Raw genomic sequence first — 24,287 nt, 5'->3', positions numbered from 1 at the left:
TTCGTTAACGTGTGTGGAGACGGGGCAGCGGGATGATCGGGCGAAAGACCGGCAAAACCAGCACAGAAGAAATCGCAGAGCCAAAAGGCTTTGACGATTTTGAACTGCGTCTTGGGGACGTGATGCGCGGCGAGCGTGCCACCATGGGCAAGTCGCTCCTGGATGTGCAGCGCGAGCTTCGGATCAAAGCCAGCTACATTGCCGCCATCGAATCCTGTGATCCTGATGCTTTTGACACGCCAGGGTTTATCGCCGGTTATGTGCGCTCCTATGCCCGCTACCTGAACATGGACCCGGATCGGGCCTTTAACACATTCTGCGCCGAAAGCGGGTTTTCGGTGGCCCACGGCATGTCTGCCGAGGCTTCGGTCGTGAAAAAGCCTTCGCGCGAAGAGCGGTTGGGCAAAGGCCATGGCGCGGACATCTTCAAATCCCCTGCGACCCCCTTCGCGCCCACAGGCGAGGCGGTGTGGTCACGGATCGAACCCGGTGCAATTGGATCGTCGCTGGTGCTGCTTGCCTTGATCGGCGCGATTGGGTTTGGCGGCTATTCGGTCTTGCAAGAGGTCCAGAGGGTTCAGGTGGCCCCGGTCGATCAGACGCCAGTGGTGTTGTCCAACCTCGATCCGTTGAATGGGGTTGCCCCCGCGCCCGAACTGACGGGCCCGAATATTCAGACACCGCGCGCCGACGCGCTGGATCGTCTTTACCGCCCGCAAGCGCTCGACGTGCCTGTCCTGGTGGCGCGCGATGCACCTATCGCCACGCTTGATCCGCGCGAAAACGGCAGCTTTGCCGCGCCGTCGCTCGATGGCCCTGTCTTTGCGGGCCTGTCCGCGGTCTCTCCCTCCTTGCCCGAGGTGCCCCAATCGGTGCCGCGCGTGGTGGAAGAGCCTGCACCTGCCTTGCAAATGGTCGCTGTGCGCCCCTCCTGGGTCCGCGTCCGCTCTGCTGATGGCACCGTGATCTACGAGGCGACGATGCAGCCCGGCGACACATGGGAAGCCCCGCTGACAGAAGAGCCGCCAACCCTGCGGACAGGCGAAAGCGGTGCGATCTACTTTGCTATGAACGGCAAGTTCTACGGCCCCGTGGGTGCGAAAGGGCAGGTGACCTCGAACCTGCCGCTTGAAATTGCGGGTTTGCAGGAAACCTATCTACCGGTCGATATCCAGACCGACGAAGGCCTCGTGCGCTATGCCGAGGCCAAGGCTGACGCGCTCTTCAACGACAGCGAATAGGCGCGCGATTTAGATCGGCCTGCCCATTGCCGCATCGCCCACATCTGTCTATCTTGGTTTACAACTGACGTCCTGAACAAGGTGGCCCGAATGTCGCTGAACCACATCCGCCCGTGGCGCAATATCTACCGGCGGACCAGCCGCCAGATTATGGTGGGCAACGTGCCTGTGGGCGGGGACGCGCCCATCACGGTTCAGACCATGACCAACACGCTGACCACCGATGCCAAGGCCACGATTGAACAGATCCAGGCCGCCGCCGAGGCAGGGGCCGACATCGTCCGTGTCTCTGTCCCGGACGAGGCGTCGTCGAAGGCGATGAAGGAAATCGTGCGCGAAAGCCCGGTGCCTTTGGTGGCCGATATCCATTTCCACTACAAACGCGGTATTGAGGCGGCAGAGGCGGGGGCCGCCTGTCTGCGCATCAATCCGGGCAATATCGGCGACGAAAAGCGGGTCAAAGAGGTGATCAAGGCCGCCCGCGACCACAATTGCTCCATCCGGATCGGGGTGAATGCCGGGTCGCTGGAAAAGCATTTGCTGGACAAATACGGCGAACCCACGCCCGACGCGATGGTCGAATCCGGTCTGGACCATATCAAGATCCTGCAAGACAACGACTTTCACGAGTTCAAAATCAGCTGCAAGGCTTCTGACGTGTTCATGGCTGCCGCCGCCTATCAACAGCTGGCCGAGGCCACGGATGCGCCCATCCATCTCGGGATCACCGAGGCGGGCGGGCTGAAATCCGGCACGATCAAATCCGCCATCGGGTTGGGGCAACTCTTGTGGATGGGCATCGGCGACACGATCCGCGTCAGCCTCTCCGCCGACCCGGTTGAAGAGGTCAAGGTCGGCTATGAAATCCTCAAATCCCTTGGCCTGCGCCACCGCGGCGTGAACATCATTTCCTGCCCGTCCTGCGCGCGGCAGGGCTTCAACGTGATCAAGACGGTCGAAACACTCGAAGAGCGGCTGGCCCATATCAAGACACCGATGAGCCTGTCGATCATCGGCTGTGTGGTGAACGGACCGGGCGAGGCGCTGATGACGGATGTCGGCTTTACCGGCGGCGGGGCGGGATCCGGCATGGTCTATCTGGCGGGCAAGCAAAGCCACAAGCTCGACAATGACCAGATGGTCGACCATATCGTGGAACAGGTCGAGAAAAAGGCGGCAGAACTGGATGCCGCCGCCGCTGATGTACAGGCCGCCGAATAAACGACTGGCTATCTTCTTTTCTTCAAAAATACTCCGGGGGTCTGGGGGCTGGCCCCCAGGCGGTCGCCGCAGGTCACCTGCGGCGAAACCGCTGCTTCAGCCCCGCTTTTCGTCAACCAGTGCCCGCATCTGATCATAGGGCAGGAACCCGCGCAGCAACTCGTCTTCCAGCACGAATGTCGGCGTTCCGGTGATCTGCAAACGCTGAGCCAAGGCGCGGGTCTGGGCGATTTCTTCGGTCACTTCGGGGTTGTCCATGCGGGCCTCGATGGCATCGGTATCCAGGCCAAAGGTCGATGCCATCCGGCGCAGGCTGCGCATCGAGACATTGCCATCCAGGGTCATCAGCGCGTCGGCCACATTCTTGTAAGCCTCACCACCCGCGACCTGCTTGGTGGCAATGGCAAAGCGGGACGCCAAAAGGGATTGTTCGCCCAGGATCGGGAATTCTTTGACAATCAGGCGGATATTACCGTCCGATTCCAAGAGTTTGGCAACCTCACCATGAGCACGCTTGCAAAATCCACAGCGGTAATCGAGAAATTCGACTAGGGTGATGTCGCCATCCGGGTTACCGTCGACAAAGCTGAAACCGTCATCGAAAATCGCATCGGCATTGTCCGATACCAGCGACAAGTCGGCCTGCACCTGGGCTTGCTGCTGGCGCTGCTCCAGGACGGCAACGGCGTCCATGATGACCTGCGGATCATCCATCAAAAAGGCACGCACCTCCTCGCGGAAAATAGCGCGTTCCTCATCTGTCATCTTGTTCAGGTCCAAAGCCGCGGAGGGTTGGGCCACAGCGAGGGCAAGGCCCAGGGCAAAGGTCATCATGGCGAGAGCGCGAAACATGGGGTTATCTCCGTTTCTTCTTGGCGGCACGTTCAGATGCAATCAACACATCCTGCGCCCGTTGCCAAGGGCCAGAGCCCACCGACAAGAGGCCCGTTGCCCGTTTTGCGTGAATACCTGCATCGTCCAGGCGGCCCCGAAGGGCATAGCGTTCGGCGGTGATCAGAGAGGCCATGCCACGCTGACCTGTACGGGCATAGGCCACGCTCAGGTCGCGCAGCATGGAGCCGTCGCGAAAGTCGATGGAGCGGGCGCGTTCCAGCGCGCCAAGCGCGGCCTTGGTGTTGCCAGAGGCCAGTAGCGCCCGCCCGTAACCGGCCTGCAACAGCCCGTCATTGGGCCGCAGGCGCACGGCCTGACCATGGGCGTTGGCGGCAGCCGCGAATTGGCGCGTCTCCATCAGAATCTGACCTTTGAGGTCGTAAAAGAACGGGTCCTGCGGCCGCAAAGCGATCACCTGATCCACCGCCCGAAGGGCCTTGCGCGTGTTGGAATTGCGGTGCTGCGCCATGGCCTCGCGCAAAAGCGCGACATCGCGATAGCCGCTCTCGCCCACCCGGTTCAGGGTCCAGCTTGGCCGCCGCTGAAATGCGGTCAGCTTGCCCTTGGCCCGCGCAAACCAATAGTCCGATGTGCTGGTGTCAGTGGCCGCATCGCCATATGCCACGGCATAGGCCTCGATCGCGCGCAACCGGTCCCGGCTCAGTGGATGCGAGCGCACATAGGGGTCCTGGCGCACCTCTGAAAGGGCCTCTTGGCCCCGAAACAGGCGCATCACGTCACGCATGCCCGACACGGGCACGCCTGCGGATCGCATGAACCGCACACCCGTTTGGTCTGCCGACGATTCTTCGGCTCGTGTGTGGCGCAGGAACGCGCGTTCCGCGGCGCTTTGTGCGCCAATCGCCAAACCGGCAGCGCCCGAACCTGCGCCCGCCGCCGCCGCAACCACGGCGAGCGCCGTGCCAAGCCCCGCCGCAGTGCGCGCCGTGCCCAGATTGCTGATCCGCCGCGTCAGGTGCCCGTTAGTGATGTGAGCCGCCTCGTGGGCGATCACCGCTTGCAGCATGGCCGCGTTGTCCATCCGCGAGATGAGCCCCGAATGGATGAAAATGGCGTCATTGCTGACCACAAAGGCATTCAGCGACCCGTCATTGACCACCAGGATCTTGACCCGCGACGCACTTAAGCCAGCCGCCTTCAGGATCGGGGCTGCAACCTGGCTCAGGGCATATTCCATCCCCGCATCACGCAACAACGTCACCGCCCGCGCGGGCAGGGCCAACGCAAAACTCAAGGCAAGGATTGACGCCAGCCGCGTCAGCGTATGAAAGCTCATGACAGTGATCATAGGAGAGCCCATGCGAACCTCAACCCGCAGTGATGTCGATCCCTTCATTGTGATGGACGTGATGGAGGCCGCGCGCGCCGCCGAAGCGGCCGGCCGCCATATTATCCACATGGAAGTGGGCCAACCGGGCACCGGCGCACCGCAGGCGGCAACCCGCGCATTGGCCGCCGCGATGGCGGACGGCCCGTTGGGCTATACCGTCGCCCTAGGCCTGCCTGAGCTGCGCGCCCGCATCGCCCGTCTTTATGGCGACTGGTACAACCTTGATCTGGATCCGGCCCGCGTGGTGGTGACCTCCGGGGCATCGGGCGGCTTTATCCTGGCCTTCAACGCGCTTTTTGACAGCGGGGACCGGGTGGGCATCGGCGCACCAGGCTACCCCAGCTATCGCCAAATCCTCAGCGCCTTGGGATTTCAACCCGTTGACCTGCCCACTTCTGACGCCAACCGGTTGCAGCCAGTGCCGGTCGATTTCGCAGGTCTTGATCTCCAAGGGCTGCTTGTCGCGTCCCCCGCAAACCCCAGCGGCACGATGCTGGACAGGTCCGCGATGCAGGCGCTGGTCGAGGCGACCCAAGGGGCAGGCGCCAGCTTCATCAGTGACGAGATTTACCACGGCATCGAATACGAGGCCAAAGCGGTCAGCGCCCTGGAGGTCAGCGACGATGTCTACGTGATCAACTCGTTCTCGAAATATTTCTCCATGACGGGCTGGCGCGTCGGATGGATGGTGGTGCCCGAGGATCATGTGCGCGTGGTCGAACGGATCGCCCAAAACATGTTTATCTGTCCCTCGCACGCCTCGCAGGTTGTGGCGCTGGCGGCAATGGATGCCGATGATGAGCTTCAGGCCAATATGGATGTATACCGTGCCAACCGCGCGCTGATGCTGGAGGGTTTGCCACGCGCGGGCTTTGACCAAATCGCGCCGCCCGATGGGGCCTTCTATGTCTATGCGGATGTGTCCGAACTGACCGATGACAGCCGCGCCTTTGCCGCCGAGATATTGGACAAGGCCGGGGTCGCCGTGACCCCCGGCCTCGATTTCGACCCGGTGCGAGGCCACCAGACCTTGCGCTTTTCCTATGCGCGCAGCACCGAGGACATTGCCGAAGGGTTGCGCAGGCTCGCTGATTTTATGGCCCGGCGCTGAGACAGGGGATTCACCTGACCGCGCCGATGCCCTAAGCTGTGCCAAAAAAGGGCAAGGCAATGCGGGCGATACTCCTTGGCATAATGATGTGGTGTGCGGCCACTTGGGCCGTGGCGCAGGATCTGTCGGGTCTGGCTCGCGTCGATGGCGATCAAAGCGGGATCAGCGATGGCTGGTTCGGTGACACGGCCCTGACCCTCACGCTCAGCCAGGGGGTGCCGTTCCGCGTGTTCACCTTGGATGATCCCGCGCGCCTTGTGGTCGATTTTCGCGAGGTCGATTTTGCCGGAGTGTCAGCGGATATGCTGTTGCCTGAACCGGGGCGGGTGGCGGCGGTTCGCTTTGGTACGTTCCGCCCCGGCTGGTCGCGGCTGGTGGCGGATTTGTCCGAACCGATGCTGCCGCGCGAAATTGCGATGCCAGTGGATACAGGCAACGGACAAGCGGTGCTGAGCATCATTCTGGAACGTGCTGACGCCGAGGAATTTGCCGCACGCGCTGTGCCGCCGGGTGACCCCGACTGGGGCATTGCCGCTGCCTCACCCCCGCCGCCCGTGACCCAAGACAGCTTTGTCCTTGTGCTCGATCCCGGTCACGGCGGTGTGGACCCCGGCGCGGTACGTGGCTCAACCACGGAAAAAGAGCTGATGCTGGATATTGGCCTGGCCCTGCGCGATGTATTGCGGCGCACGGGCGAGGTCGAAGTGATCATGACGCGCGACCGCGACGTGTTCGTGTCGCTGCCCGGCCGCGTCGCGCTGGCCCATCAGGTGGGCGCAGATGCCTTTGTCTCGCTGCATGCAGATTCGCTCAGTCAGGGGCAGGCGCGAGGGGCCACCGTCTATACGCTCTCGGACGAGGCCAGCGATGCCGCCTCCGCTCAACTGGCCGCACAGCATGACCGCTCTGACATTCTGGCGGGCATTGACCTCAGCGGCACGGATGACGAGGTGGCAAGCGTCCTGATGGATTTGGCCCGCGTCGAAACCCGTCCCCGGACTGACACGCTGGCCACGGCGTTGATCGACGCGATGGCAGCGCAAGGCGGGCCGATGAACAAGCGGCCACGGCGCGAGGCAGGGTTTTCGGTACTCAAAAGCGCCGATATTCCATCTGTTCTGGTCGAGGTGGGTTTTTTGTCGGACGCGCGCGATCTGGCCAACCTGCGCGATCCGGTCTGGCGGGCGGTCATGGTCGAGGCGTTGGCGGCGGGCATCCTGGCCTGGCGGGATGCGGACCTGGCGGTGCAGCCTCTGGTGCGTCAATAATGCGGCAATCACATCGGCGGGAACGCGCCGCGGATGTGTTTTGACGCCCCCCACCGCCTCGCGTATAGATGAACGCCAAAGCAACCGATCTAAAACAGGTGCGGGCGGTCATGTTCCGGTTTATTTTATCCTTCTTCGGCGGGATCTTCACGACAGTCACGATGGGGCTCGCCATGATTGCCCTGTCGATCGGTGCGGTGTTCTGGATGTACGGGCGCGACCTGCCCAGCCACGAATCTCTGGCCCAATACCAGCCCGCCACGATCAGCCGGATCTATTCGGGCGAGGGGCAGATCATTGACGAATTTGCCCAGGAACGGCGACTTTTTGCACCGGCCGACACGATCCCTGATCTGGTGAAACAGGCCTTTATCAGCGCCGAAGACAAGAATTTCTACACCCACGAGGGGTATGACCTGCGCGGCATCGGGGCGGCGGCCTATGACGCGGTGCGCACGCGTGGTGCCGATGTGCGCGGGGCGTCCACGATCACGCAGCAGGTGATGAAGAACTTCCTTTTGTCCGGCGACCGCCAGGCAGAACGCAAGATCAAAGAGATCATCCTCGCCGCTCGGGTCGAAGAGGCACTGAGCAAGGAAAAAATCCTTGAGCTGTACCTGAACGAGATTTTTCTGGGCCAGAACTCTTACGGCGTCGCAGCCGCCAGCCAGACCTATTTCAACAAGACGCTCAGTGATCTGACCCCGCACGAGGCGGCCACGCTCGCCTCCCTGCCCAAAGCGCCCTCCGATTATCACCCGGTCCGCCGCAAGGACCGGCTCTTGTCGCGCCGCAACTTCGTCCTCAAGGAGATGATGGAAAACGGCTATATCGACACGCCGACCTACGAGACTGAAATCGCGATGCCACTGCGCTCGGTCCAGAATGGGGACTTTGACAGCTTCAAGGCCGAACTGCCGCCACGCGACTATTTCACTGACGAGATTCGCCGCCAGTTGAGCGAAGACTTCGGCGAGGGTGAGTTTTTTACTGGCGGCTATACCGTGCGGGCCACCATCGATGCCGAAATGCAACCGGTCGCGGCCAAGGCCCTGCGACAGCAGCTTGAAAGCTATGACCGTGGCCAGGGCATCTGGCGCGGTACGGGCAAGACCATTCCCGCCGACGCGTTGGACTCCTGGGCCGAGGCACTGCCCGGCATCACCGTGGCGCGCGACATCGACCTGAATGGCGTGTGGCGTCCTGCCGTTGTGCTTGAGGTCCAGGACCAGCAATTGCGCCTGGGCATCGAAGGTTGGACCGAAGACGAGGCGGCCCCATTTGTGCCGCGCGAAGACATCCGTTGGATGCAGGGCAACTTCTTTGACAATTTCGAGCCCGGCGACGTGGTCCATGTGCGGGCCATGACGGCAGACAGTGACGGGTCGTTCCTGCGCTGGTCCTTGCGGCAGGTGCCAGCCGTACAGGGCGGTTTTGTGGCCATGGACGTGGACACCGGCCGGGTGATCGCGATGCAGGGCGGGTTCAGCTATCAGCACTCGGTCTTCAATCGCGCGACACAGGCCAAGCGGCAGCCGGGCTCCAGCTTCAAACCCTTTGTCTATGCCGCAGCCCTCGACAGCGGCTATTCGCCGGCCACCATCGTTGTGGACGCGCCGATCGAGATCAATACGCCCCAAGGGCTGTGGCGGCCGCGCAACTCGTCCAACCAGTTCTATGGGCCCACGCCCCTGCGCACCGGGATCGAACGGTCGCGGAACCTGATGACGATCCGCCTGGCCGAAGAGGTGGGGATGGACGTTGTGGCGGACTATGCCGAACGGTTCGGGGTCTATGACAATATGGGGCGGTTCCTGGCCAACTCGCTGGGGTCCGAGGAAACGACGCTGTACCAGATGGTGTCGGCCTATGCGATGTTCGCCAACGGCGGCGAACGGGTGCAGCCCACATTGGTGGACCGGGTCCAGGACCGGTTCGGGCGCACGGTCTACCGGCATGATGAGCGGACATGCCGCGATTGTACGCAACTGGCCAGCCTCGACGAGGGGTTCGGGCCGCGCATTGTGTCCAACCGCAACCAGATCATGGACCCGATCACGGCCTATCAGCTGACCTCGATGATGCAGGGCGTCGTGCAGCGGGGTACGGCCTCAAGCACTGTGAACCTGCCGGTGCCCATTGCGGGCAAGACAGGCACGACGAACGACGCCAAGGATGTGTGGTTCGTGGGATTTTCCAGCAATATCGCGGCGGGCTGCTATATCGGCTATGACCAGCCGCGCAGTCTTGGGCGCGGGGCATCGGGGGGCGGCATGTGCGGCCCGGTGTTCAACACTTTCATGAAGGAAGCCATCGGCAAATACGGTGGCGGGGCCTTTGATGTGCCCGAAGGCGGGCGGTTCATCAAGATCGACCGTTTCACCGGCGCACGGTTGAGCGACAGCGCCTCGGGGCCAAGTGTGGTGGCGGAATATTTCCGTGACGGCGAGGAACCGATCTTTGGCATTACCTTTGATGGTGGCTTTGCCATGGGTTCTGACCTGCCGCTGTTCGAAGAGGCAGGGGGCGGCGCACGGCAAGTCACCACCTCAACCGGCGGCCAGGCAGTTGTGGGGCCCAAGGCAAACTTCGGCACGCTCAGCTCGGGCGGGCTCTATTAACCCCATCCGGTGCGTGCCCGCTTGAAGCGGGCGAGGGGCTGGTTTATCACCCGGTCTCTATCCCTTTGCAGGCGGACATCCCATGCGCGCAGAAATTCAGAACCTCGTGGCCGAGATCGAGAAATCCGTCGCCCTGTTGGGGCAACGGCTGGATGTGGAAACTGCGCCGCACCGGCTTGAAGAATTCAACGCGCGCGTTGAAGATCCCAACCTGTGGGACGACCCCGAAGCCGCGCAAAAGCTGATGCGGGACCGCCAGATGCTGGTCGACGCGATGGAGACCCACGACCGGATCAAACAAGAGATGGCCGACAACATCGAACTGATCGAACTGGGCGAGATGGAAGAGGACGAAGAGGTCGTGGCCGACGCCGAAGAGGCGCTGAAGGCGCTGGCCGTCACGGCGGCGCAAAAAGAGCTTGAGGCGCTGCTGGACGGCGAGGCAGATGGCAATGACACCTTCCTTGAAATCAACTCGGGCGCGGGGGGCACCGAATCCTGTGACTGGGCGTCGATGCTGGCGCGGATGTATGTCCGCTGGGCCGAGAAAAAGGGCTACAAGGTCGAACTGCAATCGGAAAGTGCGGGCGAAGAGGCGGGCATCAAATCGGCCACCTACAAGATCAGCGGTCCCAATGCCTATGGCTGGCTAAAGTCGGAAAGCGGCGTGCACCGTTTGGTGCGGATTTCGCCCTTTGACAGTGCTGCCAAACGGCACACGTCCTTTACATCTGTTGGCGTCTATCCGGTGGTGGACGACAATATCGAAATCGAAGTGAACCCCGCCGATATCCGCATCGACACCTACCGGTCGTCCGGGGCGGGCGGTCAGCACGTGAACACCACCGACTCCGCCGTCCGGATCACCCACGCGCCCACGGGCATTGTGGTGACAAGCTCCGAGAAATCCCAGCACCAGAACCGCGACATCGCCATGAAGGCCCTGAAATCGCGGCTCTATCAGATGGAGCTGGACCGCCGGAATGCCGCCGTCAACGAGATGCACGAGAACAAGGGCGACGCGGGCTGGGGCAACCAGATCCGGTCTTATGTTTTGCAGCCCTACCAGATGGTCAAGGATCTGCGTACCAATTACGAAACATCCGATACCAAGGGCGTGCTGGATGGTGATCTGGACGGGCTGATGGCGGCCACACTGGCGCTCGACGTGTCGGGCAAAAGCCGGGCGGACGCCCAGGCGAACTAGGCTGCGTTTCGTCCCTGTGATCTGCGGACAAAGGGGGCCAGCCACCGCATGCGGAACCCCGGTATTTTTTGGACCAGAGGAACAGGGGACGGTTTCGCCTTGTGTCAGACGTGGCGATTGCGTTCACTTCTGTGATGGATATTTGTGACATGGATGCGCTGGACCTGAGCGCGGCCCTGGCGGCCGACAAGCTCAGCGCGGTTGAGGTGATGCAGGCCACGCTGGCCCGGATCGAGGCGTGGAACGGGACGGTCAATGCCATCGTATCGCTGCGCGATGGGGAGGCGCTACTGGCCGAGGCGTGTGACGCTGACGCGTCAGACAGCAAGGGCTGGCTGCACGGCATTCCCATTGCGATCAAGGACCTGGCCAATGCCGCAGGTCTGCCCACGTCCATGGGCTCACCGCTATTTGCGGGCCAGGTGGCGCAGGCCGATGATATTATCGTGGCGCGTCTGCGGGCCGCCGGGGCGCTGATCATCGGAAAGACGAACACGCCCGAATTTGGCCTCGGCTCGCATTCCATCAACCCCGTCTTTGGTGCGACCCGCAACCCCTATGACCTCAGCCGCAGCGCGGGCGGCTCCTCAGGTGGGGCGGCGGTTGCGTTGGCCACCGGCATGCTCGCCGTGGCGGACGGGTCGGACATGATGGGCTCGCTGCGCAATCCGGCGGGCTGGAACAACGTCTATGGGATGCGGCCCAGCTGGGGGTTGGTGCCGTCCGAGCCTGCGGGCGACATGTTCCTGCACCCGCTGTCCACGAATGGCCCGATGGCGCGCAGCCCCCGTGATCTGGCAGCGCTTTTGGACACGATGGCCGGGGCCGACCCGCGCCAGCCCTTTGGGCTGAACCAGCCACCAAGCCTGCCGCAGATGGGGCAGGCCGCACGGCACCTGCGCATCGGCTGGCTTGCGGATTGGGGCGGTGCACTGTCGATGGAGGCGGGCGTGCTCGACACCTGTGCTGCCGCCTTGCAGCAGTTGGAGGGGCTTGGCCACAGCGTTTCGGCGCTGGCCGCCCCGTTTGACCGCGACGCGCTTTGGCAGTCCTGGACCGATTTGCGCAGCTTTGCCGTGACCGGAAAGCTCGCGCCGCTTTACGCCGATGACACCCGGCGAGCGCATCTCAAAGACAGCGCGCAATGGGAGGTTGCCCGCGGGCTTGCGTTGAGCGGTTCGGACGTCCAGCGCGCCAGCACGATCCGCTCCGATTGGTTCAAGACGGCCACGACCCTGTTCAACAGCCATGATGTACTGGCGCTACCGTCGGCCCAGATGTGGCCCTTTGACGTGACGCTGGACTGGCCGCGGACCATCAATGGTACCGCGATGGACACCTATCACCGCTGGATGGAGGTCGTGGTGCCGGCAAGCCTCATCGGTCTGCCCGCCATTTCGGTGCCTGTGGGCTTTGGGGGGCCGGACAATTTGCCCATGGGCCTGCAACTGATCGGGCGGCACGGGTCGGACGCGCAACTGCTGCAACTGGCAGAACACTGGCATCAAGCGACCGAATGGCCTAAAATGAGGCCACCACAGGTGTAACCATGACCGCGATCACGACAAATCCGATGCCAAGCTTGCCGCCCGGCGTGCCGCCCATTGCGCCGCCTTTGCCGGGGTTCATCGGCCGGGCCTTGCGTGCAGGTTGGGCCGACTTTCGGGCCGCCCCCGCCTTTGGGTTGCTGACGGGGCTTGCGGCTGTGCTGGCGGGATGGCTGCTGGCCGGGATCACGGTCTGGTCCGGGCACACCTTCTGGCTGATCCTCGCTGTCTTTGGCTTTCCGCTGGTGGCTCCGCTCTGCGCGCTTGGCACCTACGAAGTATCGCGGCGGATCGGGGCCGGCCAGGATGTCAGCCTAAGCGCCGTGGCCGCGCGGCTTTGGGCCGAACGGATGCGTCAACTGCCGTGGCTGTCGATGATGATTGTCGTCGCGCTGCTGTTCTGGTTTTTTCTGGGGCACATGATCTTTGCGCTCTTTCTCGGGCTGCGGCCCATGACGAACATCATGTCCTCGGTCGATGTGTTCCTCAGCGTGGATGGGCTGATGATGTTTGGCCTGGGCTCGGTCGTCGGCGGCATCTTTGCCATGGTGCTTTACGCATTTTGCGTGCTGGGCCTGCCGTTGCTCCTGGCGCGCGAGGTGGACGCCATGACGGCGATCCTGACCAGTGCGGGCCACGTGCGGGACAATTTCGTGCCCATGCTGTCCTGGGCCATCGTGATTGTCGTGCTGCTGTTTCTGGCGATCCTGCCGGCGCTCCTGGGGTTGCTGATCGTGCTGCCCTGGCTGGGGCACGCGTCCTGGCACATTTATGCCCAAATGGCAGACGGCGCCCGCTAAAGCGGGGTTTCGCGCCCCATTTCAACAAGCCGGGCACGCAGGCATGGCGCATCCGGGTGGCCCAATTCCAAGGCAAATATATAGGCGTGGGTCAGGTAGAACCCGCGCGTCTCCTCATCCTTTGCCACATCTGCCGCCTCACGATAAAGCGCCACAAGCACCGCAACATCGCTCTGTTCGTGCGCCGCAAGCAAACGGGCGTCGAGGTCACTCATTCCGCAGCGCGGGGCTGGCTGCGATGGGCCTCCATACGGGCCGCGACCCAGGCGTGAAAGAGGTGGGTCGGCCCATCCATTGCGGGCGAAAACCGGCCTCCGTCAAACATCGGCGCATGGCGGCCGCGCTGCATACCTTCCACGACAAAGATGTCCTCTTCAAACACCTCTTTCCACTGCGCAGTATTGCGAGCGCGCAATTCGGGGTCTGTGTCGGGCTGGGCGTAGTAGAGATGCACATGCTCGGTCGTCTGGCCTGGCCCGTTGGGGACCAGAATGATGGCAAAAGCATGATCGCGGTGCACGCCCAACAGCACATTGGGATAGGCCGTGATATATTCGGCGGCGGTGTCCCACTTGTCACTCAATCCCTCGAAATCGGGAAAGGTCTTGCCGTCTTCGCCGGTCAATTGGCGGTACACCCAGGTGCCCTGGCCCGAGAAACGATCAGGGGCCTCGATGTGATAATGGTCCTCCAGCCGGGAATAGCTGTTCAGACCGGGATGGACCCAGGGCAGGTGATAGCTCTCGCAATAATTCTCGACGGCCAGTTTCCAGTTGCACGCGACCTCCAACTGGAACCGGCTGTCTGCGCCACCGTGATAAAGGGGTTTGTCAAATTCCGACCAGCGGGCCAGCAGATCGGCATTTGCGTCTTCAAAAGAAGGCGCATCACCCGACAGATTGATCCAGACAACGCCCATCCAGATGTGGCTGCGCACTTCGATCAGGCCCAAAAGGCTGCGATCAATGCCGTCTGCCGTGTTCTGGCCCGGCCCACCCACATGCGGGGTCGAGACCAGCCGACCTTCGGTCGAATAGCACCAGCTGTGATAGGGGCAGCGAATGGCACCCTCGATCTTGCGGGGGGCATCGACCAGGATCATGCCGCGATGGCGACATATGTTCTGGAACACGCGGACCTGACCGGATTTGTCGCGCACCAGCAACAAGGGCATCTCCAGGAAGGTGAGGGGGCGGGCGTCACCCGGCTCGGGCACGTCAGCGGCCACAGCCAATCCGGCCCAGCCGGACATCAACAAGGCGGTACGTTCCTCGGCAAAGACAGACGGGTCCGTATAGTGGGCATTGGGTAGCCCATTGGCTGATCCGATCGGTCGGCGCACGGCGCTGAGGTCAGTGTGATCCATAAGGCCCTCCAATGGCTGTGATAACAGCCTAGAGAGTCAGGGCGACACCGCATGCGCAATTTCGACCCGAATTTTCCGGTTGCGACATTAGTGCGTATACGAAGGGCAGCGGGCGAGTGTCTGCGCAGCAAGGGCCAAGCGGGTTCCCGCCGAACAAATCACATGCGGATACCCCAAAATCGGGCCTCGTCCATGGGCCGTGGCGCGGCCCCAAACAATTTGGCGTGGGGGCTTATCCTCGACGACGCTGAACCGGCTGCGGCGGAGGGGTGGGGCGTCTGCTGGTATCAAGGCGGAAGGGCAGGATCTTGGCCTGGTTGTCCGACCGTGTCCGCGGGCGCGCCACTGATTGCAGATCATCCGCCAAGGCGGTACCACAGGAATGTCCCAGGCGGCTGGTATTGTGGGCCAGGCGCAGATTGCGACGGGTAGACACGTCAAATTCAACCAACTCGCCCACTTCGAAAAACGCATCGGGCAGATGAATGCTGTCGGGTTCCGACAGGAATGCAAGGTCACCCTGGTCTTCGCACCAGATGACGGCCTTGTGGTCGTCTGCATCGCTCCAGAGAATAACGCCGATCATGTTTCCACTCTTGGTTGCTTAACCAGCATCAAACCTGATTGCGTGTTGATATGACATGGTTAACTCAGCAACGTTCACTTGCTTTTTGTGTCCATAACGGTATCGTATCAGGGCTTTATCGCGTCAGGTGTGACGCTATTTCGCATCATGTTTTGCTGCAAAGCAGACCAGTTCAGACCAGTGCCAGTTTTTCAGGACTCAATACTAACGAACGGCGAATAGCACATGTCCATTGCGCGCAGATCACCTTCGGAGTTGCGCAGTATGTTCGGCTCCAACTTGCGCAGTCTGGCGCAGGCCTATCCTTCGATATCCGAACTGTCGCGCCAGTTGGGCATCAACCGGACCCAATTCAATCGCTATCTGTCGGGCGAAAGCTTTCCGCGGCCGGACGTTCTGGCGCGCATTTGCCATTTCTTTGACGTTGACGCACGGGTCCTGTTGGAACCGGTTGAAAACCTTGCTCACGGCAACGATCCGCTTGGCGGCCCGTTTCTCAAGGACTATGTGGGGGACGGTGTCAGGAATGTGCCCGAAAGCCTCTTTCCTTCCGGATTTTACCGCTTTTCCCGGCGCAGTTTTCTGGATCAGGGGCGATATGTGCTGGGGTTGGTTTGGGTGTTTCGGCGTGATGAAGGGACGTTTATTCGCGGCTTTGAGGCGCGCGCGGCGATGCATTCGCAAGGGCTGCCCATGACCCGGGATGCCCGCGAGTTTCGTGGCCTTGTCATGCGGCAAGAGGACGGCGTGGGTGCCGTGATCTCACGGCGCGGCACGATGACGGGCTCATATAACTTCCTCAACCGCGTGACGTCGTTCGAGAACAATTACTGGGTTGGGTATGTCGCCCGAACCATGCGCGAAACGGCCGGCACAGAACGGGTCGTGCGCATGGTCTACGAGCATCTGGGGCATGATTTTGGACTGGCCAAGGCGGCCAGCCGCTCAGGCGGCTATTGCGCGGTAGAAGACCTGTTGCCCTTCCACCAACGCTTGCTGCAACCCGACGAGGCCTTCGCCTGATCGCCGCGACTTAGTCGCCGCGGGGCAGGGCCGCCACGCCAGTGCGCGCCACTTCAGTCAGACCCAAGGGGCGCATCAGGTCGGCAAAGGCGTCGATCTTTTCCGGTGCGCCGGTGATTTCAAAGACAAAGCTTTCCAGGGTGCTGTCGACCACGTTGGCACGGAAAATATCGGCCAGACGCAAGGCCTCGACCCGCTTTTCGCCCTGGCCCGACACTTTGAACATGGCCAATTCACGCTCGACCGATGCCCCCTCGACCGTCAGGTCGTGGACGCGGTGCACAGATACGATGCGGCCCAGTTGTGCCTTGATCTGTTCGATCACCTGCGGCGTGCCGGTGGTGACGATAGTGATGCGGCTGAGGTGACCTTGATGATCGACCTCGGCCACGGTCAGGCTCTCGATATTGTAGCCGCGCCCCGAAAACAGGCCGATGACGCGGGCCAGAACACCCGGCTCGTTTTCGACCAGAACGGCGAGGGTGTGTTTTTCAACCGTGTCCGAAAAGGTGGGACGTAGGTTGTATGCGGAGTGGCTGGTGGAGCCTTTTTTGAGTTTTAGGGCTGACATAGTCTATCTTCCTTGCTGTGGCCGTGGTTTGGGGCGGTTGCGGAAACCGACACGGTTTCCGGCCTGTTTTCCGATGATCGGAAAACGACGTCACACCAAGACCGACCCTTTTGCATCAATCACACCTTGCGTATCGGCTTCACCGAGCAGCATCTCGTTATGGGCCTTGCCCGACGGGATCATGGGGAAGCAGTTTTCATGCTTTTCCACCAGACAGTCGAACAGGACCGGACCATCGTGATTGATCATCTCCATGATCGCATCGTCCAGGTCATCGGGGTCCGAACAAATGATCCCCTTCGCGCCGAAGGCCTCGGCCAGCTTCACGAAATCAGGCAAGCTTTCCGACCACGAATGCGAATACCGCTCGCCGTGCAGCAACTCTTGCCACTGGCGCACCATACCCAACCGTTCGTTGTTCAGGATGAACTGTTTGACGGGCAGGTTGAACTGCATCGCCGTGCCCAGTTCCTGCATGTTCATCAACCACGACGCCTCGCCCGCCACGTTGATCACCAAGGCCTCGGGATGGCCCATCTGCACGCCGATGGACGCAGGGAAGCCATAGCCCATGGTGCCCAAACCGCCGGAAGTCATCCAGCGATTAGGATCCTCAAAGTTCAGGTATTGCGCGGCCCACATCTGGTGCTGGCCCACTTCGGTGCAGACATAGCGGTCGTGATCCTTGGTCAGGGCCTCAAGACGGGCCAGCGCATGCTGGGGCTTGATGGTCTTGCCGGACTGGTTGAACTTCAGGCAATCCACAGCCTTCCACTCTTCAATCTTGCTCCACCATTGGGCGACAGCCGCGGCATTGGTCTTGCGGCCGCGCGATTTCCAGACCTTGAGGACATCCTCAAGCACATGGGCCACGTCGCCCACAATCGGGATATCCGCCTTGATCACCTTGTTGATCGACGATGGATCAATGTCGATATGCGCCTTTTTCGACTTGGGGCTGAAGGCGTCCAGCCGCCCGGTGATCCGGTCGTCGAACCGCGCCCCGATGTTGATCATCAGGTCACAGTCATGCATCGCCATGTTCGCCTCATAAAGGCCGTGCATGCCCAGCATCCCGATCCAGTGTTTGCCGCTGGCGGGATAGCTGCCCAAACCCATCAGGGTCGAGGTGATGGGAAAGCCGGTCGCATCCACCAATTCACGCAAAAGCTGGCTGGCTGCGGGCCCCGAATTGATCACGCCGCCGCCGGTGTAAAAGATCGGGCGCTTGGCCGTCTCAAGAGCGGCGACCAGTTCCGTAATCTCTTCCATGTCGCCCTTGACCTGCGGCTGGTAATGCGAGGTCGAGGGTTTGGGGGCCTGATAGGCGCCGGTGGCAAATTGCACATCCTTGGGAATGTCCACCAGAACGGGGCCGGGACGGCCCGCGGTGGCCACATGGAACGCCTCATGCATCACGCCCGACAGCTTGTCGGTCTCTTTGACCAGCCAGTTGTGTTTGGTGCAGGGGCGGGTGATGCCGACGGTGTCAGCCTCCTGAAAGGCATCCGAGCCGATCATGAAGGTGGGCACCTGGCCCGTCAGCACGATGATCGGGATGCTGTCCATCAACGCGTCGGTCAGGCCGGTCACCGCATTGGTCGCACCGGGGCCAGAGGTCACAAGGCACACGCCCGGCTTGCCCGTGGCACGCGCATAACCTTCGGCGGCGTGAACGGCGCCCTGCTCGTGACGCACCAGGATGTGTTTGATCGAGTTTTGTTGAAAAATCTCGTCATAAATCGGTAGCACAGCGCCACCGGGATATCCGAATACCGTGTCGACGCCCTGATCAATAAGGGCTTGGACGACCATTTTCGCTCCGGTCATTTGACGTGTCATATCCGCGTGCTCCGAGTTGCGGTTTCATTCAAGCAAAAAAAAGCCCCCGGGTTTCGGGGGCGCATGGGATCAGATCTGGTATACCGTTACCGGCCCATGCGCGTGTGTCCTACGATGACGACTAGAGGTGTCATTGACCAAAAGGCCCTTTCATTGCGTGGGCGGACATTATGCGCGTGCAAAAAGGGCGTCAACAGGCAAAACGGAGCAAAATGTTTCCCAAACCGAAAAAAATGGGACATTTTCTTGCGTTTGACCTGCCCCAGGCGAAAGAACGGCAAATCAGATGGGCGATTTTCGGCGATCGGGACCGGTATAGGGTTCTTCCGGTGACCTGTTCGCCATGTCGCGGCGCGCGGTCAACGAGAGATGTTGGATTTCTTCTGCCAGTGTTTTGAACTCTACCGCGATAACGCCAAGGCCGCGGCCCGCATCGCCGACGCGCGCGGCCTCGACCGAGGCATTGAGCGATACCAGACGGACGTGCCTGCCGATTTGTTCCAATCTGGTCAGCGTGGTCGCGATCGCGCCGCCTGTCGCGGCTGCTTTTTTCATCTCGCGGTCGCGCGCGGCATCAAGCGCGCTCCAAAGATCATCGCAAAACTCCGATACCGACTCAAAGAAACCGCCGCGGCCAAAGGCGAAATGCGCTTGCAGGGCGGCATCGAGGGCGTCCACATCGTCACGGCTGGCCGCATCAACTACGGCGCGGGTCAGGTTGTGCATCCGCTCGAACGCGGCGGTCTGTTCTGGCAGGTCTGCGCCTCGTGCCCCGATCCAGTCGCAGATGTCCTTGGGCACTTGGTCAAGAGGATCCGACCCTTTGACCAATATGCTGGCCCGTTCCAAAGCGTCACACTGCTCCTGCAAAATCGCGCGCCACTGCGTTCGCGTCTCCTCGCTTTCGGGTTTGGTCGGGTGTTGGCGCAGCAGATAACTGCCGAACAATGCCGAACGGATTGCACGGGCCCGACTGGTCGCAAGCAAATCAATGGCGGCGCGCCGTTTGGCGAACAGCGCATCGTCTGAACGGGGCTGCCGAGCAGCGGGAAGGGGGGCGAGGCTCATATTTCGCACCCAACCAGATCAACATGAACAATCAGTTAGCGCGGGTCCGTCACAGTGGATTTCCCGTGCCTTGCAGCACCCCATGTTCCAACGCGTAGCGGGTCAAGCCAGCGGTCGAGGAAATGCCAAGCTTGCGCTTGATGTTCTTGCGATGGGTCTCGACCGTGCGCACCGAAATGTCCAAAGCAAGCGCGACTTCTTTGTTCGACAGCCCCTGCGCCAGTTGCAGCAAGATCGTCTGTTCGCGCCCCGTCAGTGCGCCCGGTACATCGCCTGACTTGGGCGCAATCGCGCCCTCGGCCCCCGTGCACAAATAGCGCTCGCCACGCATCACGGTTTCAATGGCTTCGGCGATCTCGTCCGTTGGCACGTCTTTCAACACATAACCCATCGCCCCGTGGCTGAGGGCCGAGGCGATGTATTCGGGGTTGTCATGCATCGACAGGATCAGGATGCGGGTGCCGGGGCGGCGCTCCAACACCAGTTCGGTCGCGGTCAGGCCGCCCATCTCGGGCATGTTCAGGTCCATCAGGATCACGTCGGGGTCCAGTGTGTCCAACTGCTCCAGCACGGCCCGGCCGTTGCCAACGGTGCCCACGACGGTGATGCCCGCGTTGTCCTCGATGACGGACTGGATGCCTTGGGCGACCATCGGGTGGTCGTCCACGATCAGAACACGGATGGGCTGGGTCATGCGCGCACGCTTTCCTTGGGCTTGGTCTGTAATTTGGACTGTGCCGTTTCTTCGGGCGGCAGCAGGTGGGTGAGGGGGACGGTTGCCTCGATCATAGTGCCGGGCTGACCACCCGGGGCGGACAGGATGCGAAACGCCCCGTCCAACTGTTCGATCCGTTCCTGCATGTTGCGCAGACCGATGCCCGAGGCGCGGCGACGGCGGGCGGGATCCACGCCCGAGCCATTGTCGGAAATCAGCAGGGTCGCGCCCCGTTTGTGGCCGCGCAAATCGACGGTGACACGGGTGGCGGCGGCATGACGCTCGATATTGGTCAGGGCCTCCTGTGCGATGCGGTACAGGGCGATTTTGGCCTCGCTGTCGAGGCGGTTGCGAAAGACAACGGTTTGAAATTCGGTCTGGATGCCGGTGCGCTGGCCAAACTCTTCGACCAGGGTTTTCAAAGCCGGACCAAGGCCCAAGTCATCCAGCACGCCCGGGCGCAGATCGCGGCTGATGCGGCGGACCTCGGAGATGGCCGAACCCAGATTGTCGATGCCTTGCTCCAGCGGCGCGCGGGCATTGTCCTGCCCCTTGTCCAGTCGGCGGCGTGTGGTGTCGAGCGCATAGCGGACGCCGACCAATATCTGGCTGATCCCGTCATGCAGTTCTCGGGCCACGCGACCGCGCTCTTCCTCCTGGGCGTCAAAGACGCGTTCGGTCAGCTTTTTCAGCTTGGCATCGGCCAGACGACGTTCGCGAATGTTCAAAGCCATACCAGAGCCAAAGACCAGCAGAAGGGCGGTCAGGGTAATGGCAGAGATGTAATAGAAGGTGCGCTGCACGCGGGCCTCCACATCGGCGCGGGCGGCAGCCACCGAGGTCAGCACATCGTCAATGAACACGCCCGTGCCAACGGCCCAACGCCAGGACGGGAAGGACGTCACATAGGTGATCATCTCGGCCTCTTGCCCGTTCGAGGGCTTGGGCCACAGATGGGTCAAATACCCATCTCCCTGACGGGCAATCTGGATCAATTCGGCCACAACGGCGGTGCCGGTACTGTCGGTCAGCTCCAGATGGTTGTTGTTGATCATCTCGGTCTGGCGGGGGTTCACCAGGTTGGTGCCATCATAATCATAAACAAAGAAGAACCCCTCATCGCCGTAAATCATCGCCGACAGGATCTGGGCAACCTGATCCTTGGCCTCCTGATCGTCGGGGGCGGCAGAGCCATAGATAAAGTAGAAGCCGTTGCGGGCCTGGGTCACATAGTTGCGCAATTCACGTTTCTTGGCCTCGATAAGCTGGGTCTCAAGGGCCTGTATCTCGCGCTCGGCCAGGGCGCGGGACTGGATGCCCACCAGCACGGCAATGGCTGCCACCGCCAGGATCAGCGGGATGCCTGCCACCAGGGACAGCTTTTGGCCATAACTCAGGCGCGGAAAGGACAGTACGGAACGCATGAGGCGATTCGATACGACGAACCGGGCGCGAATCAAAGGGGTAGGGGCAAAAGTCAGGGCGCTAACAGGTTAACAGTTTTGCGATGAGTGCCTGAAATTGGTGCGTAAATCTGACCAAAATCGCGGATTGGCCGCATTTCTACGCAGTACTAGGTATTCCCTTTGCAAAGCCCATCGCTAGGGTGGCGACACTCGAAACGATACGCCCGCGACATGCAGGGCAGGTATCACTTATGGGAGGAATATCTCTATGGATCGTCGTTCTTTTTTGAAGACATCTGCGCTCGGTGGCACGGCTGCCGCAGCATCCACGCTGGCCGCTCCGGCCTATGCCCAAGGCAAGCGTACCCTGACAATGGTCACATCCTGGCCCCGCGGCTTTGCGGTTCTGGATGACGCGGCCACCTATCTGGAAAACTTTGTCTCGGCCATGTCCGACGGCAACCTGACCATCGACAAGAAAGCCCCGGGCGAGCTTGTTGGCGCGCTGGAAGTGTTTGACGCCGTGTCCTCGGGCCAGGCAGACATGTACCACTCGGCAGACTACTATTTCATCGGTCAGCACCCAGGCTACGCCTACTTCACGGCTGTGCCCTTCGGCGGCACAGCACAGGAAGTCACCAACTGGTACGAGCATGGCGGCGGCCAAGAGGCCCACGACAGCCTGGGCGAAATCTTCAACCTCAAAGGCCTGCTGGCGGGTAACTCCGGTTCGCAGTCCGGTGGCTGGTTCCGCAACGAGATCAACTCGGCGGCTGACTTCAACGGTCTGAAATTCCGTATGCCCGGTCTGGGCGGCAAGGTGCTGGGTAAACTGGGCGCTTCTGTTCAGAACATCCCCGGTGGTGAACTGTATCAGGCGCTGTCGTCCGGTGCTCTGGACGGTCTGGAGTGGGTTGGCCCGATGGCTGACGAACGCGCCGGCTTCCAGGAAGTGGCCAAAGTCTACTACACCGCCGGTTTCCACGAGCCAGGTTCGGCCCTGTCGGCCAACGTCAACCTCGACGTCTGGAACGACCTGACGCCACAGCACCAGGCGATCCTGCAAGGCGCTAGCCGCGCGGTCACATACTACCAGCTGTCCGAGACACTGGCCAACAACGGTGCCGCTCTGGCCCGTCTGCAACAGCAAGGCGTCAAGACCCTGCAATTCTCCGACGATGTCTGGGATGCGTTCGGTGCGGCCTCTGCCGAGGTCATGGACGAGAACATGGGCGACACCATCTTTGCCGACATCCGCGCCTCGTTCGAGGAAAGCCTGGCCAACTCGGCAAGCTGGATCAACAAGTCCGACGGCTACTATGTCCAACAGCGCGTGCGCGTGCTGGGCGGCTAAGCCGATCCACGACAAGAAAGAGGCCCCCCGAGCAGTTCGGGGGGCCTTTTGAAGAATTTAGAAGACCCAAGTATGTCGGACGTGCAAGTCTTGTCTGAAACTTGACGGGGGAGTTCCATGGAAAACGAAGGTGCCGTATCATTCGGTCAGATGCTGTCCGCTCTGGGCGGGGGCGTTGTCTGGGTCCTGCAAGAACTGGCGATGGCCTATTACAACATCGCCTACGCGATCACGCATCCGGGCCTGTGGCTGGACTGGACCAACAAGGAATCCCTGATGCGCTTCGTCTATTACGGCGGATCGACAGAATTCTTCTTTGCCATCATGGCCATCGTTTTGGTGATCACCATCGTGGGGATCATTCGCAACCAGTTCCTCTGGGGCGTTGTGCGTGTCCTCGAAGGGCTGGCCAACGGTACCGGGCGGCTCTTTGCCTGGGCGGGCCTGTTGATGGTGCTGCAACAGATCATCATCGTGTTCATGCAGCGGATTTTCACCCGGCCGGACATTTCGTTCGGGTTCGGTATCCCGCTGCAATTCGACATCTCGTGGTTCGCCGAAGAGCTGAAGCTGTATAACGCCATGGTCGTGTGTCTCTGCGTGACCTACACCTTCGTGCAGGGCGGCCACGTGCGGGTCGACCTGATCTATTCCGCCGTTGGCCACCGGGCCAAGCGGATGATCGACATGTTCGGCGCGCTCTTCTTCATGATGCCCGCTGCCGTGCTGATCTGGATGTATGGCTGGTTCTTCCTCTGGCGGCACCTGATCGTGCCAAACCCATCGGCCTCCGACACGCTGGATCGGTTGCTGCTCAAATCGCGGGCCTTGCGATGGAACGTGGAAACCATCGGGTTCAGCCCTAACGGATTTACCGGCTACTTCCTGTTCAAGATCCTGCTGGTCACCTTCACGGCCCTCGTCTTTATCCAGGCCGTTGCCTTCTTCTACCGCTCGTATCTCGAATGGAAAGAGGGCGAGGAAAGTGCCGGCAAATACATGGACCGGGACAGCCTGGGCGAAGGCGAAGAAGCCTACGAGGGGGCGCATTGATGACCTTCCAAACCACAACCGCAGGGCCGCTGAACCGGCCCG

The 24,287-nt window shown here is 61.4% G+C and carries 21 protein-coding genes; 11 read left to right on the top strand and 10 right to left on the bottom strand.

The genetic code is table 11. From position 1 onward, the window contains the following. Positions 1 to 32: 32 nt before the first annotated feature. Positions 33 to 1,241, top strand: coding sequence for a helix-turn-helix domain-containing protein (locus Q1A44_RS15100; RefSeq protein WP_299626882.1), 1,209 nt, complete (start codon positions 33 to 35; stop codon positions 1,239 to 1,241). A gap of 90 nt (positions 1,242 to 1,331) precedes the next feature. After that, positions 1,332 to 2,462, top strand: coding sequence for a flavodoxin-dependent (E)-4-hydroxy-3-methylbut-2-enyl-diphosphate synthase (gene ispG, locus Q1A44_RS15095; RefSeq protein ID WP_299626879.1), 1,131 nt, complete (start codon positions 1,332 to 1,334; stop codon positions 2,460 to 2,462). 96 nt (positions 2,463 to 2,558) lie between these two features. On the opposite strand, the gene Q1A44_RS15090 is transcribed toward ispG, so the two are convergent. Further along, positions 2,559 to 3,314 (bottom strand): DsbA family protein, encoded by a 756-nt coding sequence (locus tag Q1A44_RS15090; protein WP_299626876.1) that lies wholly within the window; start codon positions 3,312 to 3,314, stop codon positions 2,559 to 2,561. 4 nt (positions 3,315 to 3,318) lie between these two features. Beyond that, a complete protein-coding gene (locus tag Q1A44_RS15085) occupies positions 3,319 to 4,653 on the bottom strand; it encodes a M48 family metalloprotease (protein WP_299626873.1) in 1,335 nt (444 codons plus the stop codon). 22 nt (positions 4,654 to 4,675) lie between these two features. Between Q1A44_RS15085 and Q1A44_RS15080 the strand changes: the two genes are divergently transcribed. From Q1A44_RS15080 to Q1A44_RS15055, 6 genes are all read left to right on the top strand, one after another. Next, positions 4,676 to 5,818, top strand: a complete 1,143-nt coding sequence (locus tag Q1A44_RS15080; RefSeq protein ID WP_299626870.1) for an aminotransferase class I/II-fold pyridoxal phosphate-dependent enzyme — start codon at positions 4,676 to 4,678, stop codon at positions 5,816 to 5,818. A 59-nt stretch (positions 5,819 to 5,877) separates the two neighbouring features. After that, positions 5,878 to 7,086 (top strand): N-acetylmuramoyl-L-alanine amidase, encoded by a 1,209-nt coding sequence (locus Q1A44_RS15075; RefSeq protein ID WP_299626867.1) that lies wholly within the window; start codon positions 5,878 to 5,880, stop codon positions 7,084 to 7,086. Positions 7,087 to 7,196: 110 nt separating this feature from the next. Next, entirely contained in the window at positions 7,197 to 9,707 is a 2,511-nt protein-coding gene (locus tag Q1A44_RS15070; protein WP_299626920.1) for a penicillin-binding protein 1A, read from the top strand. 82 nt (positions 9,708 to 9,789) lie between these two features. Next, positions 9,790 to 10,914: a peptide chain release factor 2 gene (prfB, locus tag Q1A44_RS15065; RefSeq protein ID WP_299626864.1), complete on the top strand. Its 1,125-nt coding sequence runs from the start codon at positions 9,790 to 9,792 to the stop codon at positions 10,912 to 10,914. Between the two features lie 134 nt (positions 10,915 to 11,048). Beyond that, positions 11,049 to 12,461: an amidase gene (locus tag Q1A44_RS15060; RefSeq protein WP_299626861.1), complete on the top strand. Its 1,413-nt coding sequence runs from the start codon at positions 11,049 to 11,051 to the stop codon at positions 12,459 to 12,461. A 2-nt stretch (positions 12,462 to 12,463) separates the two neighbouring features. After that, positions 12,464 to 13,261, top strand: coding sequence for a DUF2189 domain-containing protein (locus Q1A44_RS15055; protein ID WP_299626858.1), 798 nt, complete (start codon positions 12,464 to 12,466; stop codon positions 13,259 to 13,261). On the opposite strand, the gene Q1A44_RS15050 is transcribed toward Q1A44_RS15055, so the two are convergent. From Q1A44_RS15050 to Q1A44_RS15040, 3 genes are all read right to left on the bottom strand, one after another. After that, positions 13,258 to 13,476, bottom strand: coding sequence for a hypothetical protein (locus tag Q1A44_RS15050; RefSeq protein WP_299626855.1), 219 nt, complete (start codon positions 13,474 to 13,476; stop codon positions 13,258 to 13,260). The two genes, Q1A44_RS15055 and Q1A44_RS15050, sit on opposite strands and share 4 nt — an antisense overlap. After that, the gene (locus Q1A44_RS15045) at positions 13,473 to 14,627 is read right to left on the bottom strand and encodes an aromatic ring-hydroxylating dioxygenase subunit alpha (RefSeq protein ID WP_299626852.1); all 1,155 of its coding nucleotides are present in this window, start codon (positions 14,625 to 14,627) and stop codon (positions 13,473 to 13,475) included. Before Q1A44_RS15045 ends, Q1A44_RS15050 begins: the two co-directional genes overlap by 4 nt. A 232-nt stretch (positions 14,628 to 14,859) precedes the next feature. After that, positions 14,860 to 15,213, bottom strand: a complete 354-nt coding sequence (locus tag Q1A44_RS15040; protein WP_299626850.1) for a hypothetical protein — start codon at positions 15,211 to 15,213, stop codon at positions 14,860 to 14,862. A gap of 225 nt (positions 15,214 to 15,438) precedes the next feature. On the opposite strand from Q1A44_RS15040, the gene Q1A44_RS15035 reads away from it, so the two are divergent. After that, a complete protein-coding gene (locus Q1A44_RS15035) occupies positions 15,439 to 16,236 on the top strand; it encodes a helix-turn-helix transcriptional regulator (protein ID WP_299626847.1) in 798 nt (265 codons plus the stop codon). 10 nt (positions 16,237 to 16,246) lie between these two features. On the opposite strand, the gene ilvN is transcribed toward Q1A44_RS15035, so the two are convergent. The 5 genes from ilvN to Q1A44_RS15010 form a co-directional block, all read right to left on the bottom strand. Further along, on the bottom strand, positions 16,247 to 16,807 hold the full coding sequence (ilvN, locus tag Q1A44_RS15030) for an acetolactate synthase small subunit (protein WP_299626844.1): 561 nt from the start codon (positions 16,805 to 16,807) through the stop codon (positions 16,247 to 16,249). 90 nt (positions 16,808 to 16,897) lie between these two features. Further along, positions 16,898 to 18,649, bottom strand: a complete 1,752-nt coding sequence (locus tag Q1A44_RS15025; protein ID WP_299626841.1) for an acetolactate synthase 3 large subunit — start codon at positions 18,647 to 18,649, stop codon at positions 16,898 to 16,900. Between the two features lie 282 nt (positions 18,650 to 18,931). Then, positions 18,932 to 19,717, bottom strand: a complete 786-nt coding sequence (locus tag Q1A44_RS15020; protein ID WP_299626838.1) for a methyl-accepting chemotaxis protein — start codon at positions 19,715 to 19,717, stop codon at positions 18,932 to 18,934. A 49-nt stretch (positions 19,718 to 19,766) separates the two neighbouring features. Next, the gene (locus tag Q1A44_RS15015; protein WP_299626835.1) at positions 19,767 to 20,411 is read right to left on the bottom strand and encodes a response regulator transcription factor; all 645 of its coding nucleotides are present in this window, start codon (positions 20,409 to 20,411) and stop codon (positions 19,767 to 19,769) included. Then, positions 20,408 to 21,856 (bottom strand): cache domain-containing protein, encoded by a 1,449-nt coding sequence (locus Q1A44_RS15010; protein ID WP_299626832.1) that lies wholly within the window; start codon positions 21,854 to 21,856, stop codon positions 20,408 to 20,410. Before Q1A44_RS15010 ends, Q1A44_RS15015 begins: the two co-directional genes overlap by 4 nt. Positions 21,857 to 22,106: 250 nt before the next feature. Between Q1A44_RS15010 and Q1A44_RS15005 the strand changes: the two genes are divergently transcribed. Both Q1A44_RS15005 and Q1A44_RS15000 read left to right on the top strand, forming a co-directional pair. Beyond that, the gene (locus tag Q1A44_RS15005; RefSeq protein ID WP_299626829.1) at positions 22,107 to 23,192 is read left to right on the top strand and encodes a TRAP transporter substrate-binding protein; all 1,086 of its coding nucleotides are present in this window, start codon (positions 22,107 to 22,109) and stop codon (positions 23,190 to 23,192) included. A gap of 117 nt (positions 23,193 to 23,309) precedes the next feature. Beyond that, on the top strand, positions 23,310 to 24,245 hold the full coding sequence (locus tag Q1A44_RS15000) for a TRAP transporter small permease subunit (protein WP_299626826.1): 936 nt from the start codon (positions 23,310 to 23,312) through the stop codon (positions 24,243 to 24,245). Positions 24,246 to 24,287 lie beyond the last annotated feature (42 nt).

The sequence above is a fragment of the uncultured Tateyamaria sp. genome (assembly GCF_947503705.1).
In the GTDB taxonomy this organism is placed as follows: Bacteria; Pseudomonadota; Alphaproteobacteria; order Rhodobacterales; family Rhodobacteraceae; genus Tateyamaria.
This window is presented reverse-complemented; position numbering and strand designations above follow the sequence as displayed.

Bases quoted from the DNA above. Each gene is read 5' to 3' on its own strand.
- Q1A44_RS15015 (WP_299626835.1), bottom strand. From the start codon at position 20,411: ATGACCCAGCCCATCCGTGTTCTGATCGTGGACGACCACCCGATGGTC.
- Q1A44_RS15100 (WP_299626882.1), top strand. From the start codon at position 33: ATGATCGGGCGAAAGACCGGCAAAACCAGCACAGAAGAAATCGCAGAG.
- Q1A44_RS15090 (WP_299626876.1), bottom strand. From the start codon at position 3,314: ATGTTTCGCGCTCTCGCCATGATGACCTTTGCCCTGGGCCTTGCCCTC.
- Q1A44_RS15005 (WP_299626829.1), top strand. From the start codon at position 22,107: ATGGATCGTCGTTCTTTTTTGAAGACATCTGCGCTCGGTGGCACGGCT.
- Q1A44_RS15055 (WP_299626858.1), top strand. From the start codon at position 12,464: ATGACCGCGATCACGACAAATCCGATGCCAAGCTTGCCGCCCGGCGTG.
- prfB (WP_299626864.1), top strand. From the start codon at position 9,790: ATGCGCGCAGAAATTCAGAACCTCGTGGCCGAGATCGAGAAATCCGTC.
- Q1A44_RS15085 (WP_299626873.1), bottom strand. From the start codon at position 4,653: ATGAGCTTTCATACGCTGACGCGGCTGGCGTCAATCCTTGCCTTGAGT.
- Q1A44_RS15060 (WP_299626861.1), top strand. From the start codon at position 11,049: ATGGATATTTGTGACATGGATGCGCTGGACCTGAGCGCGGCCCTGGCG.
- Q1A44_RS15050 (WP_299626855.1), bottom strand. From the start codon at position 13,476: ATGAGTGACCTCGACGCCCGTTTGCTTGCGGCGCACGAACAGAGCGAT.
- ilvN (WP_299626844.1), bottom strand. From the start codon at position 16,807: ATGTCAGCCCTAAAACTCAAAAAAGGCTCCACCAGCCACTCCGCATAC.
- Q1A44_RS15070 (WP_299626920.1), top strand. From the start codon at position 7,197: ATGTTCCGGTTTATTTTATCCTTCTTCGGCGGGATCTTCACGACAGTC.
- Q1A44_RS15080 (WP_299626870.1), top strand. From the start codon at position 4,676: ATGCGAACCTCAACCCGCAGTGATGTCGATCCCTTCATTGTGATGGAC.
- Q1A44_RS15075 (WP_299626867.1), top strand. From the start codon at position 5,878: ATGCGGGCGATACTCCTTGGCATAATGATGTGGTGTGCGGCCACTTGG.
- Q1A44_RS15020 (WP_299626838.1), bottom strand. From the start codon at position 19,717: ATGAGCCTCGCCCCCCTTCCCGCTGCTCGGCAGCCCCGTTCAGACGAT.
- Q1A44_RS15035 (WP_299626847.1), top strand. From the start codon at position 15,439: ATGTCCATTGCGCGCAGATCACCTTCGGAGTTGCGCAGTATGTTCGGC.
- Q1A44_RS15045 (WP_299626852.1), bottom strand. From the start codon at position 14,627: ATGGATCACACTGACCTCAGCGCCGTGCGCCGACCGATCGGATCAGCC.
- Q1A44_RS15000 (WP_299626826.1), top strand. From the start codon at position 23,310: ATGGAAAACGAAGGTGCCGTATCATTCGGTCAGATGCTGTCCGCTCTG.
- Q1A44_RS15010 (WP_299626832.1), bottom strand. From the start codon at position 21,856: ATGCGTTCCGTACTGTCCTTTCCGCGCCTGAGTTATGGCCAAAAGCTG.
- Q1A44_RS15040 (WP_299626850.1), bottom strand. From the start codon at position 15,213: ATGATCGGCGTTATTCTCTGGAGCGATGCAGACGACCACAAGGCCGTC.
- Q1A44_RS15025 (WP_299626841.1), bottom strand. From the start codon at position 18,649: ATGACACGTCAAATGACCGGAGCGAAAATGGTCGTCCAAGCCCTTATT.
- ispG (WP_299626879.1), top strand. From the start codon at position 1,332: ATGTCGCTGAACCACATCCGCCCGTGGCGCAATATCTACCGGCGGACC.